The organism is Burkholderia sp. APQ4-4ca, assembly GCF_057837105.1.
In genome coordinates this window covers 1-14905 of record NZ_JBYQCG010000112.1, presented here as the reverse complement: position 1 = coordinate 14905, position 14905 = coordinate 1, and the positions used below count along the sequence as shown (strand labels likewise).

Here is a 14905-nt window from a genome sequence, read left to right as displayed (position 1 = left end):
GGCCCGCCCCCCTCACTGTTTGCGACAGGCCACCTGGTAGTCGATCACGGTATTCGCGGCTGGCCGGTCCGGCTCGCCGCCCACCGTCGTGACGCCGAGCACGCCGGCCGCGTTCCGGTAACGCAGCGCGCAATACCCGACGCCGGTGCCCGAGCACGCTTCGGCTTCGATGATGCCGTGCTTCGCGAGCGTCGCCGCGCCGTCCATCGCGTCCGGTTTCTCGCGCGGCCGCAGCGGCTGCCAGCCATGCGCGATCAGTATCTTGCGTGCCGCGTCGAGCGGCTTGCCGTATACGTTCGGCACGACCGCGCGGCCGTTGCAGTGTGTGCTTTCGGCCGCGACGCCGGTCAGCCGCAGTTCGCCGTTTCGTTCGTGCAGCTCGCCGACGGGCGGCGCGGGGCCGTCGCCGCCCCAGATCAGCAGCGCGCCGCTCTCCAGCCGATCGGCCGAGCCGAGCTGCCAGCCCGCCTTGCGTGCCGTATAGCCGAGTGCGACGAGTGTGGTGCCGTCGAATACGCCGATATTGCCGTTGCGCGCAAAACATATCGCGCTCGTGCCTGCGTTGAATCCGCTCGCGAAGGTCACGACCGTGTAGCGCCCGAGCGGTGCCTCGGACGTCACGATCCAGTCGCGCTGTGCGACTTCGCGGCCGGCCGCCGTGGTCGTTTTTGCGCGATATCGCGTGCAGAACGGATCGAGCGAACCGTTTTCAGGCGAGTGCGGCAGCGTATCGAGCGGCACGAGCGACGCTCCGGCGATATCGGAGCCCGTGCGCAGCGGTTCGGCCGATGCCGTGCCGCCGAACGCGGCGCCGGCAAATATCGCGATCGAAACGATCGAGGCAAGATGGCGGGTGAGCGGTGAGGCAACGGAACGAAACACGCAGCTGTCTCCTGGGAAAGTGGGATGGGCGCGGCCATCGAGCCTTTTCGCCCCGATGTCGCGGTCGCGCGCTCGGCCCGACGGCACGCGCGCGTGTCGCGGCCGATTCAGCCGTTCGCGACCACGTCGATGCGCAGCGCGTCGCCGCCCGCGGCGATCGCCAGCAGACGATCGACGTTCGGGTGCGCGCCCGGACGATTGCGCGCGTCGGCCGTATGCTCGGCGAACACCGCGAGGCCGTGTTCGGCCGCCTTCGCGTCGAGCGTGCCGAACGTCTGCTTCAGATAGTGGTACACCGCGAGCGAGCCCTGCTTGCCCGGCTGGTTCTCGATGGTCGCGACCACGTCGCCGTTCGCGCCGACGAGATCGATGCGCGCGATGCCGTCGATGGCCGGCAGTTGCGCGAGGTTGTCCTTGAATACTTGGGTCGGTTGAATCACTGAAAACACTCCGTCGGTTCGGTCATCGGCCAAGGTGGGTGGCCGGCCGTATCTTATCCGATCGGCTTCGGCACGCCGGCCCGCGTGCCGGTGTCGGCGCGCGCGCCCACGCGAGCGCCGCGCCCGCGCGCTGCAACGTGCTGTCCGTCTGCATCGCGACCCGTATCCCGGTCGCACTGTCGCCGCCCGCGTCGTACAGCGCGCCCGGCATCGCGACGCCGAATTCCGCGCCGGCCATCCGCACCACGTTCATCAGCGCCGCCGCCGTGCCGATGCGTGCGGCGTCATGACCGTCCGGTGCCGGTCAGCATGCCCGCCTCTCGCGCGCGCTCGATGTCGGGGCTGCGATACGCGTGCTCGGGAATCTCGGCAAGCCGCGACGGATGCACCTGGCGCGGCGCCAGCCCGTAGAACTTCTGGAAGCTCATGATCAGCGGCGACCACTTGTCCGGATCGATGCGGTCGGGATGGCCATCCATCAGCAGGTCGGGGTGCGCGTGCACACGCCGGATGCGCACCTCGAACACGCGAATGCGGCCGCGCAGGTCGGGCATGTCTTCGCCGATCCCGTAAGTGGCCGCGACGACCGCTTCCATATGCACAGGACATTCGAGCGCGCGCGGCGGCGCGACGGTTCGCGACGCGACCTCGGTGAACCCGGCCGTGCCGAACTTGTCGGGTTCGAACACGTAGCCTTTCGCGCGCTTGCCGTCGGGCACCGGATACGTGCCGGTCGTGCGCGCGATCCGGTTGACCGCGTCTGCCTGCGCCGACGACGGCAGGTTCAGCACGCATTCGCCGGTGCGCAGCAGGTTGCGAGTGGTCTGCGAGCTGGCGGCGATGCCGATCACGCCGCGCCAGCCGAGCCAGAACGCGGATGAGATCGGCGCGAGATTGGCCGTGCCGTTTTCGTTCAGCGTGCTGACCAGCACGACGGGCGTGCCGAAGTAGAGGATGTTCGGTTCGGTGACGCAATGCGGCGCATTCATGGTCGAGTTCTTCGTTGACGGAATGGGTTCCCATGCTGATCCCCTCTCGTCGGCGCGGCGCTCCGAATCTTGTCGTGTCATTCCGAAACGTGCGTGCACAGGCGTCGCCGGCGTCGCGCCGGACCGAACCGGCAATGCGCGGTTTTTTCCGCTACAGTAAGTAATCGAAGGCCGCGCTCGCCGGCATCACGCCGGCGAGCGCGGTCACGTTCCGCCAATGCACACGAGGGCCTGATGGACACCGAGCAACGCTACACCGCCAACGCGCCGACCCGCGCGGAAGTCGACGCACTGGGCGGCGCAACCGTCATCGAATTCGGCGCGAACTGGTGCGGGATCTGCGCGGGCGCGCAGCCTGCTATCACCGCGTCGTTCTCCGCGCATCCTGCCGTGCGGCACCTGAAGATCGAGGACGGCCCAGGCCGTCCGCTCGGTCGCTCGTTCGGGGTGAAGCTGTGGCCGACGCTGGTATTCCTGCGCGATGGGGTCGAAGTCGCGCGCGTCGTGCGCCCCGCCGACGCGAAGCAGATCGAAGCCGACGGTTTCGCCGCGCTGGCCTGAGGTCACGACGATGCAACAGGCCATCACGCACATCGGCGTCGATACGCGCGGTAACGGCCTCGTCGAAGTCACGCAGCAGGTGCGTGCGTTCGTCGACCAGCAGGCGATCCGCACCGGCCTGCTCACCGTGTTCTGCCGCCATACGTCGGCGTCGCTGCTGATCCAGGAGAACGCGGATCCGTCGGTGCAGCGCGATATCGAACGCTATTTCGCGACGCTCGCGCCCGAGGACGACACGCGCTACGAGCACGACACCGAAGGCGCCGACGACATGCCCGCGCATTTGCGCACGGCGCTTACGCAGGTACAGCTGTCGATTCCGGTCGAGCACGGGCGCATGGTGCTCGGCACGTGGCAGGGGATCTATCTGTTCGAGCATCGCCGCGCGGCGCACCGGCGCGACATCGTGCTGCATCTGATCGGCGAGTAGGCCAGGCCGGCGCGCAGGCAGGCGGACGGGAACGCGCGACGCCGCACCGGCGCGCGGCTCAGGCGAGCAGCTTTTCGACGAGCGCGCCGAGTTCGCGCAGGTGAACCGGCTTCGGCAGGAACGCGTCGAACACCCGCTGGTTCTCGCGCAACGCAGCCGATTCATACGCGCTGACGCCGAGAACCGCCGGATGCCGGCCGTCGTCGTCGGGCTCCGCCACCGCACGAATGCGTCGCGCCACGTCGAATCCGCTCAGGTCGGGCAATTCGAGATCGAGCACGACGAGGTCGTAGTGGCCCGTCCTGAAGCGTGCGACCCCTTCCTGCCCGGAGCCGCACAGATCGGCCTCGATGCCGAGCGCCGACAGCATCGCGCCGAGCGTCTCGCGCGCGTTGTCGTTGTCGTCGACCACCAGCGCGCGCCGGTCGCGGTGCGGCAGCACGGGCGGCAGCGCGAGCACGTCGCCGGCCGCGGTGCCGGCCGTATCGACGCCGGGCACTTCGACCGGCAGCGTCACGACGAATTCGCTGCCTTCGCCGACCGCGCTGTGCACGTCCACATGCCCGCGCAGCGTCGTCACGATTTCGCGCACGACCGCGAGCCCCATGCCGATCCCGTCCACGTGCAGCCCGATCGCGTCGTTCGCGCGATAGAACGGCTCGAAGATCTTCGACAGATGCTGCTTCGCGATGCCGGCGCCGGTATCGCGCACGGCGATCTTCACCTGCTGGCCGGCCGGCGCATCGGCGAGCGTGATCGCCACCGTGATCGAGCCGCCGGTCGTGTACTTGACCGAGTTCTCGATCAGGTTCGACAGCACCTGCCGCAGCAGCTTGCGGTCCGAGCGGATCGCGAGGCCGGGCGGCTCCACGCGCTGCGTGACCGTGATCCGTTTCGTCGCGATCCTGTCGCGCAGCGGTTCGAGCGCCTCGGCAAGCAGCGGCGCGATGCGGACGGTATCGAGTTCGGCGACGCGCTTCGTCGAGCGCAGCTTGATGTAGTCGGTGAGGTCCTTGACGAGCGCCTCCAGCGACAGCGCGGAATTCTGCAGCCGCCGGATCGTCTTCAGGTTCGCGTCGGACTGCGGGCGTGCGAGCAGGATCTCGATCGATCCGCAGATCGCCTGTAGCGGCGTACGCAGTTCGTGGCTGACCATCCCGAGGAACGCGTTCTTCGCCTCGATCATCTCGAACGCGCGATCGGACGCCTTGCGTTCGGCGTCGAGCGCCGCGTTCTGCCGTTCGAGCAGGTCGTCGCGCGTGCGCATCGTATAGAACAGCAGCAGGAACAGCGCGCACAGGATCACGCCGAGCACGATGCCGAGGATCAGGATCGCGCGCTGCTTTTCCTTCAATTGATGGAACGTGAAATCGCGCTGCGCCATTTCGATCGCGCGGAAGTAGTTCGCGAGGCCGTTGACCTTCGGCCAGTACGCATTGACTTCGTCGATCACCTGCCGCGCCTGCTGCGGCGAGTCGCGCAGCAGCGGCACCTCGCGCTTCAGGCGCGTCATGAATTCGCCGAGCGCATCGATCTCGTTGCGCGCGCGCGGAATGCGCAGCCAGTATTGGGACACTTCGGACGGCCGCTGCAGGAACCCGAACGACACCGACAGGCTGTCGAGCTGCATCTGCACGTCATCGAAATCGCCGTCCTCGCGCGTCGCGTAGAGAATCAGTTGCCGGTCGAAGCGCGTGTAGACGTTGCGGTATTGCGCGGCGGTCCAGAACACGCCTTCGCGCGGCCCCTCGAGCACGCCCTCGTTGACCGAGGTGGCGAGGAGATCCCACAGCAGGAACGCCCACGCGGCGAATCCCATGATCCACAGCGAGCCGAGGATCAGGATGATTTTTCTATTTTTCCATCGCCGCCGCGTCATGTCACTTCACGGTCAGACCGATGATCTGCCACGCGAACTTGGCTTCGCCGAGCGGCGTCTTCAGCTCGTCGGGATACTGGTCGCGCGGATACATGATCCACAGCGGGCCGTAGTTGTCGTTGCCGAGCACCTTGCCGTTCATCGTGCGCGCGAGGATCACGCCGTACCTGGCGGCATCGGACACGGGAATCGTGAACGTGTATTCGTCGATGCAGCGGAATTCGATCTGCGTGCCGTGCGCGCCGACCGTCTTCAGCACGTCGGACAGGCGCGGGCCGGTGAAGGTGGCCTTCGGCGTCCAGCTCGTCGACGTGACGATCGTATGTTGCGGCAGCGCCATCAGCGCCTGCTCGGAAAAGACGTAGGTCATCTTCCCCTGCTGGTTGCTCTTGCTGATCTTGCCGTCGACGGTGAACGTGAACGACGAAGCGGCCCATGTCGCGGCGGCCATCCCGAGCAGGCAGGCCGTCAGCAGGCTTTTGGTCCAGATGGTTGAAACGCGCATGTCTTTCCCTCGGTCTGGTGGTTCGTGTAGCGGGTTGTCGTTCGGTCGTCGTTTCCGGCGTCCGGTTTTCAGTTCGTCGCCGCCGGCAGCGTGAGCTTCAGTTCGCGGGCGACTTCGGCGAACAGGATCGGCAGGCGCACCGGCTTTTCCTCGCAGCGCGCGTTGTAGTGCGACACGATGTGCGCGATCTCGTCCTCGCTCGCTTCGCCGGTCGAGATCTTGCCGGTCAGCAGGAAGATCGGCGCGCCGCTGTTCTCGCTCGAACGGATGCCGCGCACGAGTTCGGCGGCCGTCTGGTCGCCGAGCATCCAGTCGAGGATGTAGCCGTCGAAATCCTCGACTTCCAGCGCCTTGCGGAAGCTCGCACCGTCGAAGTACGGAATCGCGTTCACCCCTTTCTCGATGAAATATTCACAGACCGTTTCGGCGACGTCGTGCGAATCGTCGACCACGGCGATCCGCGCCGCATACACGTTCGGCTGCGTCGAGCGCAGCTCGATCACGTCGACCGGATACGTGCGGCCCTCGCGCGCGTGCTGGCGTTCGGTGACGATCCATTCGCCCTGCCATTGCAACGCGACGAAGTCGGTTTCGATCTGGCTGGTGGCCTTCGTCGAGATTGCCGCGCGGCAGCGCAAGCGCTTCGATTCGATCACGAACGTCGCGTCGATCATCTCGGCCGCGGGCGGCTGCGTGCCCTTGTCGTCGAGCAGGATCGCGGGCGGCACCCCGAAGTGCGTCGCGATGTCCTGCAACTGCGACAGGTTCCACGGAATCAGGCCCTTCATCTTGCGCGTGACGACGGAGAAGCTCAGGCCGAGCACGTTCGCGATCGTCGTGTTGTGACTTCGCGGCGGAATGCCGTTCCGGTTCAGGAGGTCGCGCACCTTGTTGGCGGTGATGAGATCGACGTTGGCCTGCTCGGTGGTGGACATCTCGATGGGGTCTCCAAGGGTTTTTGCGAGGGAGAGCATATCAAAGCTGACGCGTCACGCAAACTTTAAACACGCGAAGGACCTTGACATGACATTTTTCTCCATTATTATTGCTCACCACGTCACTATTGTTTGTTGCGTCATGTTTGGAGCGCGATGCCGGCACAGTCGGCAGCGAAAAGCAGCGGCAATGAAACAGTGACGGAACGATTCGAAGAGAGAACCTGAGAGATCCTTGGGCGCGTGTCGGCGTTGGCGGATTGTATCCGCTGCGCCGCACGCAACCGGGTACGAGCTCGCGGGTACGAAAGCTCGAAGAATTGCGGCGCAGATAAAACTTGAGGAAAGTACCCAATGTATCGCCGTTTACTCGCACCGGGGCTGCTGTTGCTGTTGGCCGCGTGCGCGCAGGATCCGTCGGTTACCGCCAGGACGGTACGGATCTGCGACGACACAGGTTGTTCCGATCGCCCTAAAGATCAGGTCTCCTATCAAAAAAGGGACGATGCGGAAGAGCGGGACGATCCGCGCATCGCCGCGCTCAAGCAAACCGCGAAGACCCAGCCGAAGGCCGCCTACGACCTCGGCCTGCGCTACTTCCGCGGCGACGGCGTGCGCCAGGACAGCTACCAGGCCCTCAAGTGGATGCGCGAGGCCGCCGAGCGTGGCGACCTGAACGCGCAAAAGGCGCTCGGCAGTTTCTACCTGTTCGGCCTCGAGGAAATGGGCTCGGATGCGCGCGAAGCGGAGAAGTGGCTGTCGATCGCGGCGGGCCGCGGCGACAAGGAATCGAAAAAGCTGCTCGAACTCGCGCGCAAGGCGAAGAAAGAAGACGAAGAAGACTGGAAGTGGCGCACGCAATGGCGTGACGTTTACTACGGCTACTGGTACTCGGGCTATCCGTACTACGGCGTCTGGCAGCAGACGTACTGGTACTACTGACCGGGACTGAAGCAACGGGGGCAGCCGCGGGGAGACCACCATCGCGCGCCACACCGGGGGGCTTATCGAAGTTCGCACGGACACATAAGCCGAACAACGACTCTAATCGATCGACAACGACATGAAGACCAATCTTTCCCAACGTCTCATTCAAGGCGCGCTGGTTGCAGCGCTTGGCGCATCCGTCGCGGGGTGCGGCGGCATGGTGACGCCCGGCGGGCAGAACGCCGGCGTGACGGGCGCGGCGGGCGGCGGCACGAGCGCCGGCGCCGATTCGGGGCTGCAGCGCTGCACGTCGCCGCTGGGCACGATCGCGGTCGACGACGGCCGCAACGCCGACTGGTGGGGCCAGTTCGGCAGCGCCACCAAGGTGACGAGCATCGATCCGCTGCTGCGCCTGGCGGTGCAGCAGTCGAACTGCTTCGTGATCACGTCGATCGGCAACCAGAAGAGCGACGCGCGCCTGTCGCGCATCACGCAACTGCAGCGCAACTCGGGCGAATACCGCGCGGGCTCGAAGCAGCAGAAGGGCCAGCGCGTCGCGGCCGACTACTACATGGAACCGCAGATCGTGATCAACGATTCGCCGATCGGCGGGATCGGCAGCATGATCGGCGGGCTGATCGGCAACAGCGCGGTGGCGGCGGTGGCGGGCCATCTGCAGACGAAGGCGTCGGTGGTGACGCTGACGCTGTTCGACGTGCGCTCGGCGGTGCAGATCGCGGCGTCGGAAGGCAGTTCGACGGCGACCAACTACGGCGCGGCGCTGGGCGGCTTCGGCGGTGGCGTGGGCGGCGCGCTGGCGGGTTTCTCGTCGACGCCGGAAGGCAAGGCGACGGTCGTCGCGTTCATCGACGCGTACAACAAGATGGTCGTCGCGCTGCGCAGCTACAAGGCGCAGGACGTCAAGGGCGGGCTGGGCCGCGGTGGCCAGCTCCAGGTGAACTGACGTTGCCGGGCCGGCGGGGGCCGCCGGCCGCTTGTTATTCCTGATTCGTGATGATCGGTGCGTGCGGCGTGATCCGCGCGTGCCGGCTTCGTTCGTCCTGTTCGTTCAGAAGGTGATCCCGATGAAAGCCGTTGCACTGATTGCATTGACCTGTCTCGCGCTGACCGCCTGCGGCGGCGACGATAATTCCACGCCCGCTTCGTCAGGCGGATCGGGCACGAGCAACAACGGCGGCAGCGGCGGGACGGGCGGTACCGGTTCGGGCGGAACGGGGTCCGGCGGTAACGGCTCGGGCGGTTCGGGTGGCGCCACGCTGACCTGGCGCTACGAGGCGCAACCTGCCGCGGCCGATCGGGCGAGCTTCCTGACGCTGATCAACAACGAAGGCGCGAAGGGCTACCGCTATCTGGGCGACTACTTCTACAACGCGGGCAACGGCGGCACGCAGTCGATCTTCGTGAACGACGGCACCGTGCAGACCTACACGTACCAGCTGCAGACGGCGCCGGCCGACATGACGTCCTTCGTCAACGCGGCCAACGCGCAAGGGGCGAGCGGCTACCGCTACGAAGGGCCGCTCACGTACGGCGACCTCTATCGCAAGGACGGCGGTTCGTCCGCCACCTACACGTACACGACGACGGGCCTGCCGGCCGACGCGAATGCGTTCCTCACGCAGGCGAACGGCCAGGGCCAGTCGGGCTACTGGTTCCTCGGCCCGATGGTGGTGGGCACCGCGCAGGCGAACGTGTACATGAAGAACAATGCGTCGAACGCGACCTATACATACGACGCGCTGGCGCCGACGTCGACGGTCAGCGACTTCATCGCCCAGGCCAACAGCGAAGGGGCGAAGGGCTATCGCGCGAAGGGCGGGATGGCATTCGGCACGACGATCTCGTGGATCTACGTGAAGGACCAGACGCAGTCGCCGACCTTCACGTACCAGTCGGCCGCGATCCAGTCGACCGGCGCGAACTTCGTGCAGCAGGCGAACACGTTCGGCGCGCAGGGCGCCGCGTATCTGAGCGACCTCGCGCTCGGCACCCCGTCGCCGGTGATGGCTTCGTTCTATTTCACGCCGAAGAACTGCACGGGCTTCCTGTGCACGACGCTGAATCCGCTCACGCAGAACTGAGCGGACGTTTCCGGCGCGGGGGCACGAGACGATGCCCCCGTTGCCGGATGCGCGGTATCGCGGGCCTCGGGCGCGTTGCGTCCACCGTGGATGCGTCTTTTGCCGCCGGCTTGCCGGCGGTATTTCATTTGCGCGACCGCCACGCGAATCGGCGAGGCGACCTGGGCGAGCGGATCAGTCGTCATGACACGATTGCGCGATGAATTTTCGTTCAAGTTCAAAATCGTCTATGAATCAAATAGGACGTGTACTAAAAAGATAATACACAACTGATTTTCGCAGTGTCGTTTGGCATGATCGGGACATCGCCATCCCGAATGTATCCACCGTGACGCCCGGCCCGGCAGGGACTCTGCCGCCGGCCCGCCCTCCGGGCGTCGTCACGTCGAGCCATGCCATACAGCACACTCCAGTCCATTCGCCGTTACCAGAGCATCTCGATGTTCGGGGGCGGCATCGTCGTCACGGTCCTGATCCTGATCGCCTGCGGGCTCGGGATCACGTCGATCGTCTACGGCTATCTGGACGGCGAGCGGCGCAATTTCCTGAACGGGGTGGAGGAGACGGTCGATCAGGTGCAGGTGGCCGAGACGTCGTTCCGCAACGGCGTCGCGAATACACAACTGATCTGGCGCGAGCTCGATGCGGCGCCGGCGGACGTCACGAAGGCATTCTTCGATAACGGTCAGCAGCTTGCGATCACCCCGTTCCCGTCGCTCGTGGTCGGCGTGCCGGGCCAGACCGCGCAACGCGACGAGGTCGCGCGTTACCTGGCCCTGTCGTTCCTGCTGTCGCGCATCTGCGCGGCGAGTTCGATCAATCGCGGGCGCACGCTCGAGGGTTATCACTACAGCACGCGAACCGGGATGTTCGGGCTCGTGCCCCACCTGTCGCGCGACAACCCGGCGCTCGCGTCGGCCGACGCACGCACGAAGGTGTTCGATGCGCTGCACGTGAATTTCGACGGCCTGCCGTCGGCGCCGAACGACGGCCGGCCGAATGTCCATTGGCTGCCGCCTTACCTCAATCCGGTCACGGGGCAGGCGCGCATCCGGCTCGCCGCCGAGGCCCGGTCCGACGGCCAGCCGTTCGCGGTGCTGGTCACCGAATACGCGCCCGAATATCTGCTGTCATGGCTGCCAGAGCGCACGCAGGCCGGCGTGTTCTTCATTACGTCCGCGGACAACCGGCTCATTGCGATCGATCCCGGTGTCGAGCGTACTAACGCGCTGAGCGAGCGCTTGTTGAAGCTCGACGTCGTACACGGCGATCGGGCATCCGGCGAGCCGCTCTTTCGCGACGGCGCGATCGTTTTCCGCAGCAAGCTCGCGGCGACGGGCTGGACGATCGCGTATGCGCTCTCCTGGGCCGACGTGGCAGCCGGTATCGGTGTGCAGGCCGGTGCGCTGGCGGCGGCGACGCTCGTCACGATCGTCGTGATGTGGCTGCTGCTCGCGCGATTCCACCGGCGCGTGCTCGTGCCGGTCTACGCGCGCTCGGCGCGCGTGTTCGACAGCGAGGCGCTGTGCCGCAGCGTGATCGCGATGGCGCCGGTCGGTATCGGCCTCGTGTCGCTGTCCGACCGGCGGGTGATGCTCGCGAGTGACGCGCTGACGCAGATGTTGCTGCCGCACGGCGGCGATCATCACGTGCTGTCCGCGCAGGTGCTCGAGAAGTACGACTCGTTCGTCGCGGAGGGTGGGGCCGGGCGGACGATGACGACCGAGTTCGTACTCGATGCACACGGCGATGCGCCGCTGCATCTGGAGGTCATCGCGCACAGCGCGCGTTACGAGGGCGAGGACGTGCTGATCGCCGCGTTCGCCGATACGAGCGCGCAGCGCCGCCTCGTGCACCAGCTCGAGGAAGCGGTGCGCGCGGCCGATTCGGCGAATGCGGCCAAGTCGTCGTTCCTTGCCGCGACGAGCCACGAGATCCGCACGCCGCTGAACGTGATTCTCGGCAATCTCGAACTGCTCGAACGCACGGCGCTCGATGCGTCACAGCAGAGCCGCGTGCAGACGCTGCGCGCGTCGGCCGAGGGGCTGCTCGCGATCGTCAGCGACATCCTCGACTTTTCGAAGATCGAAGCCGGCGCGATGTCGGTCGAGTCGATCGAGTTCGACGTGATTTCAGTGATCGAGCGCGAGCTTGCGGCGTTCGCACCGGTCGCGAAGGCGAAAGGGTTGCCGTTGTTCGCCGATATCGACGCGAGCGGTGCGCAGCGCATGCGCGGTGACCCGACACGGCTCGCGCAGGTGGTCGGCAACCTGTTGAGCAACGCGATCAAGTTTACGAGCGCAGGGCGCATCGTCGCACGCGTGGCTGTGGGACGAAGCCCGCACGGTTCGCCCGAGCTCGCGATCGGCATCGAGGATACGGGCATCGGAATCGACCCTGCGCAACGGGCGAGGCTGTTCAAGCCGTTTTCGCAGGTCGACGCGTCGATTACGCGGCGGTACGGCGGCACGGGGCTTGGGCTCGCGCTGTGCGATCGGCTGGTCGCGGCGATGGGCGGGGCGATCGCTGTCGATAGCGCGCCCGGCATCGGCAGCCTGTTCACCGTTCGCCTGCCGTTGCGCATGGGCATTGCACCGAAATGTCCGGCCGGCGCTGGGGCGGGTGCCGGCAAGACGCTGATCGTCGTGTCGCCGGAGGACGCATGGCGCGCGTTCGCGTTTCCGCATCTGCGTGCATGGGGCTTCGAGGTCGCGATGCATCCGAGTCCGATCGGGATTGCCGCCGGGTGCCTCGTGCGCGCTCATGCGATCGTGCTCTTCGGCGATTCCGATCAATGGCGGCGCGAGGAGCTCGACAGCCTCAGCGGCGGTGCGCCGGTCATACTCGCCACGCCGGACGGCCCGACGCAGCCCGACGTCGCGGGTCGCACGATCCGTGTGTCGAGCTATTCGCTGAACGGATTGCGCACGGCAATCGAGCAAGCCCGCGTCGCCACTACCGAATTGATGCGCGGGCGGGGCCGCGCGGCCGATGCCGTTCAGCCGGCGCTGCCGGCTTCCGGCGCGCGCGTGCCACGCGTGCTGATTGCCGACGACGCGTCGGTCAACGGATCGATTTTCCGAGAGCAACTCGATGTGCTCGGCTGCACGGTCCGGTGCGTGTCGTCCGGTGGCGCGGCGCTCGACACGCTCGCCAGCGGCGCATGGGATGTGCTGCTGCTGGGTGCCGACCTGCACGACATGCCGGCGCGCGAGCTGGCGGAGGCTGTCCACGCCCGGGCGCTGCCGTGCGAGATGATCGTCGTCGCGTCGCATCTCCCGCCCGACGACGCCCGGCGTTACGCGGCATCGAACGTCGAATGCGTGCTGACCAAGCCGGTGACGCTGGCCGACCTGCGCCGCGGTCTGGCACGCATCGCGCGGCGGCGCGGAATCACGTTTCCCGCCGGTGCGGCGGACGAGCGGCCGGGGGCGAGCGTCACGGCCGCCGCCGCCGCGCATTGGCCGGGACGATAAAAATGAAGCGACGTCGGCGCGGTGGAGATCGCCTGCGTCGGAACGGGGAAGGCAGACACGCCGCATCGCGTCGGTGCCGCGTGATTTCGACTGAAGAAGGAAGGGTAAGGCCGTGCGCTATATGGGAAAGGTGTTCGGGCTGCTGCTCGGATTTGCGACGCTGCCGGAGAAATCCAGACGGGATTTCCTCACGCAACTGAACGAATTCATGATGATGTCGCCATCGCAGAAGCGGCGGATCATCACCGAATGGCAGCACGCCGCGGATGACGGATCGGGCGAATCCGACACATCCTCGGTCAAACGTTAGACGGCGGCCTGGGCCGCCCTGCGGGACGCGATGGATCGACGGCGTGGGGGCGCCGCCGATCGGTTGCGTGCGGGCGTCGGATCAATGCAGGTTCATGCAGCAACAACGCCGTGCGCGGCGGGGCCGCCGTTGCATCGGATCGGTGCGGGCGCAGGCCGCCATGCCGCATCGCACCGCCGCGAAGCGGAACCCGGCTATTATCTTAAAATTACGCTGCGCACCGCCCGGTTCGCCGAACGTTGCAACGCGACCGTGTTGCAGGATGGATTCGAATCATGGCGCGTCGCACAACATGGCACGTTAGGCCGCGTGTATCGGGAGAAGAACAGAGATGGATGAATTTTTTGTGCGAGTGATGGTCGCGGACGATCATCCTTCGTCCGCACTCGGGATGTCGCAGGCGCTCGCGGGCAGCAGCACGATCAAGCTGCTGGGTACCGTCTCCAATTCGACCGACCTGGTGGCGATGCTCGACGAACAGCAGAGCGACGTGCTCGTGGTCGATTACGTGATGCCCGGCGGCAAGTACGGCGACGGCCTGTCGTTACTGTCGTTCCTGCAACGCCGCTATCCCGCGCTGCGCCTCGTGACGATCACGATGATCGACAACCCGAGCGTGCTGCTTGCGATCCAGAAGCAGGGCGTCGGATGCATCCTGAGCAAGTCCGATGCGATTTCGCACCTGGTCGGCGCGGTTCATGCGGCGTTCGTCGGAGCGAACTATCTGTCTCCGTTCGTCAAGAAGCTGCTGGAGGAGTGTCAGCCGTCCGCAGGTATCCGCACGCTGACTGCCCGCGAGATCGAAGTCGTGCGGTTGTACGGGGCTGGCCTGACGGTCGGCGAGATCGCGGTCCAGCTGCACCGGAGCAAGCAGACGATCAGTTCGCAAAAATCGAGTGCGATGAAGAAGCTCGGCATCGTCCGTGATGCGGACCTGATTCGCTACGCGAGCGAAGGCCAGTTGCCCGAATTGCCGGCGACCGATGCCTAGACGGGCAACCGGTGGGCAGCACCGAGCGACCCGGACGGCACGTGATGCCGTGCCGGCACCCACGCAACTTCGACGATACGTATGCCCGGCAAACTGAAAACGGTGATCGCGCACGCCACCGCGGCGGCGGGCCGCAAGCCGTTCGAGCCAGGGCGCGTGCGACGCCAGCAGCAATGGCTGCTGTACGGAAGCGGCGTGGTGATCACGGTGTTCGTACTGGTCTGCACCGCGCTGGTTGCGCGACTCGACCTGCAGGAATCGGTTGTGCAGTTCCGCTCGGACTTCCTGGTACGCAAGGCCGATCTGTTGGCGGAGATGGAGGTGGTCAGGGCGCTCCAGAATCGCTACGTCGAGAACCTCGAACTGATCGCGCGGCAAGGTCCGACTGCATCGCCCGACACGCTCGGGCGGTTCGTCGACGATCGCGGCAGATTGGTCGCAGTGGGCCAGGCAGGGCGTGTGGCGTTTGCCGCGTTCG

General features: G+C 66.2%; 15 protein-coding genes and 1 pseudogene. 10 read left to right on the top strand and 6 right to left on the bottom strand.

Features of this window, described 5'->3' with window-relative positions:
• Positions 1-12 precede the first annotated feature (12 nt).
• Positions 13-882 (bottom strand): PASTA domain-containing protein, encoded by an 870-nt coding sequence (locus AC3IFE_RS14295; RefSeq protein ID WP_301737529.1) that lies wholly within the window; start codon positions 880-882, stop codon positions 13-15.
• Positions 883-989: 107 nt separating this feature from the next.
• Positions 990-1322, bottom strand: coding sequence for a DUF2322 family protein (locus AC3IFE_RS14290; RefSeq protein ID WP_489190893.1), 333 nt, complete (start codon positions 1320-1322; stop codon positions 990-992).
• Between the two features lie 137 nt (positions 1323-1459).
• On the opposite strand from AC3IFE_RS14290, the gene AC3IFE_RS14285 reads away from it, so the two are divergent.
• Positions 1460-1612 (top strand): hypothetical protein, encoded by a 153-nt coding sequence (locus AC3IFE_RS14285; RefSeq protein WP_489190892.1) that lies wholly within the window; start codon positions 1460-1462, stop codon positions 1610-1612.
• On the opposite strand, the gene AC3IFE_RS14280 is transcribed toward AC3IFE_RS14285, so the two are convergent.
• Complete coding sequence (locus AC3IFE_RS14280) at positions 1607-2311, bottom strand: flavin reductase family protein (protein ID WP_301737534.1); 705 nt, start codon at positions 2309-2311, stop codon at positions 1607-1609. The two genes, AC3IFE_RS14285 and AC3IFE_RS14280, sit on opposite strands and share 6 nt — an antisense overlap.
• Before the next feature lie 234 nt (positions 2312-2545).
• On the opposite strand from AC3IFE_RS14280, the gene AC3IFE_RS14275 reads away from it, so the two are divergent.
• A complete protein-coding gene (locus AC3IFE_RS14275; RefSeq protein ID WP_006485487.1) occupies positions 2546-2872 on the top strand; it encodes a thioredoxin family protein in 327 nt (108 codons plus the stop codon).
• A 10-nt stretch (positions 2873-2882) separates the two neighbouring features.
• A complete protein-coding gene (locus tag AC3IFE_RS14270) occupies positions 2883-3302 on the top strand; it encodes a secondary thiamine-phosphate synthase enzyme YjbQ (protein WP_489190891.1) in 420 nt (139 codons plus the stop codon).
• 58 nt (positions 3303-3360) lie between these two features.
• Here AC3IFE_RS14270 and atsR read toward each other — a convergent pair whose 3' ends face one another.
• From atsR to AC3IFE_RS14255, 3 genes are all read right to left on the bottom strand, one after another.
• Positions 3361-5181 carry a hybrid sensor histidine kinase/response regulator AtsR gene (gene atsR, locus AC3IFE_RS14265; protein ID WP_489190890.1) on the bottom strand — a complete coding sequence of 607 codons (1821 nt, stop codon included), beginning with the start codon at positions 5179-5181 and terminating at the stop codon, positions 3361-3363.
• 1 nt (position 5182) lies between these two features.
• The gene (locus AC3IFE_RS14260) at positions 5183-5686 is read right to left on the bottom strand and encodes a putative pterin-binding protein (RefSeq protein ID WP_089468953.1); all 504 of its coding nucleotides are present in this window, start codon (positions 5684-5686) and stop codon (positions 5183-5185) included.
• 68 nt (positions 5687-5754) lie between these two features.
• The gene (locus AC3IFE_RS14255; RefSeq protein ID WP_489190889.1) at positions 5755-6621 is read right to left on the bottom strand and encodes a response regulator; all 867 of its coding nucleotides are present in this window, start codon (positions 6619-6621) and stop codon (positions 5755-5757) included.
• A 354-nt stretch (positions 6622-6975) separates the two neighbouring features.
• On the opposite strand from AC3IFE_RS14255, the gene AC3IFE_RS14250 reads away from it, so the two are divergent.
• The 7 genes and pseudogenes from AC3IFE_RS14250 to AC3IFE_RS14220 form a co-directional block, all read left to right on the top strand.
• A complete protein-coding gene (locus AC3IFE_RS14250; protein ID WP_089468955.1) occupies positions 6976-7563 on the top strand; it encodes a tetratricopeptide repeat protein in 588 nt (195 codons plus the stop codon).
• Between the two features lie 121 nt (positions 7564-7684).
• The gene (locus AC3IFE_RS14245) at positions 7685-8512 is read left to right on the top strand and encodes a hypothetical protein (protein ID WP_089468956.1); all 828 of its coding nucleotides are present in this window, start codon (positions 7685-7687) and stop codon (positions 8510-8512) included.
• A 121-nt stretch (positions 8513-8633) separates the two neighbouring features.
• Complete coding sequence (locus AC3IFE_RS14240) at positions 8634-9650, top strand: hypothetical protein (RefSeq protein ID WP_089469416.1); 1017 nt, start codon at positions 8634-8636, stop codon at positions 9648-9650.
• Positions 9651-10042: 392 nt separating this feature from the next.
• A complete protein-coding gene (locus tag AC3IFE_RS14235; RefSeq protein WP_489190888.1) occupies positions 10043-13126 on the top strand; it encodes an ATP-binding protein in 3084 nt (1027 codons plus the stop codon).
• 121 nt (positions 13127-13247) lie between these two features.
• Positions 13248-13436: a hypothetical protein gene (locus tag AC3IFE_RS14230; RefSeq protein ID WP_089468958.1), complete on the top strand. Its 189-nt coding sequence runs from the start codon at positions 13248-13250 to the stop codon at positions 13434-13436.
• 331 nt (positions 13437-13767) lie between these two features.
• Entirely contained in the window at positions 13768-14427 is a 660-nt protein-coding gene (locus AC3IFE_RS14225) for a response regulator (RefSeq protein WP_089468959.1), read from the top strand.
• Between the two features lie 81 nt (positions 14428-14508).
• Positions 14509-14905, top strand: a pseudogene (locus tag AC3IFE_RS14220) (sensor histidine kinase); the annotation flags it as partial.

Coding starts and splice junctions, on each gene's coding strand:
- AC3IFE_RS14275 (WP_006485487.1), top strand. CDS start 2,546: ATGGACACCGAGCAACGCTACACCGCCAACGCGCCGACCCGCGCGGAA.
- AC3IFE_RS14280 (WP_301737534.1), bottom strand. CDS start 2,311: ATGAATGCGCCGCATTGCGTCACCGAACCGAACATCCTCTACTTCGGC.
- AC3IFE_RS14235 (WP_489190888.1), top strand. CDS start 10,043: ATGCCATACAGCACACTCCAGTCCATTCGCCGTTACCAGAGCATCTCG.
- AC3IFE_RS14250 (WP_089468955.1), top strand. CDS start 6,976: ATGTATCGCCGTTTACTCGCACCGGGGCTGCTGTTGCTGTTGGCCGCG.
- AC3IFE_RS14225 (WP_089468959.1), top strand. CDS start 13,768: ATGGATGAATTTTTTGTGCGAGTGATGGTCGCGGACGATCATCCTTCG.
- AC3IFE_RS14255 (WP_489190889.1), bottom strand. CDS start 6,621: ATGTCCACCACCGAGCAGGCCAACGTCGATCTCATCACCGCCAACAAG.
- AC3IFE_RS14230 (WP_089468958.1), top strand. CDS start 13,248: ATGGGAAAGGTGTTCGGGCTGCTGCTCGGATTTGCGACGCTGCCGGAG.
- AC3IFE_RS14270 (WP_489190891.1), top strand. CDS start 2,883: ATGCAACAGGCCATCACGCACATCGGCGTCGATACGCGCGGTAACGGC.
- atsR (WP_489190890.1), bottom strand. CDS start 5,181: ATGACGCGGCGGCGATGGAAAAATAGAAAAATCATCCTGATCCTCGGC.
- AC3IFE_RS14245 (WP_089468956.1), top strand. CDS start 7,685: ATGAAGACCAATCTTTCCCAACGTCTCATTCAAGGCGCGCTGGTTGCA.
- AC3IFE_RS14240 (WP_089469416.1), top strand. CDS start 8,634: ATGAAAGCCGTTGCACTGATTGCATTGACCTGTCTCGCGCTGACCGCC.
- AC3IFE_RS14260 (WP_089468953.1), bottom strand. CDS start 5,686: ATGCGCGTTTCAACCATCTGGACCAAAAGCCTGCTGACGGCCTGCCTG.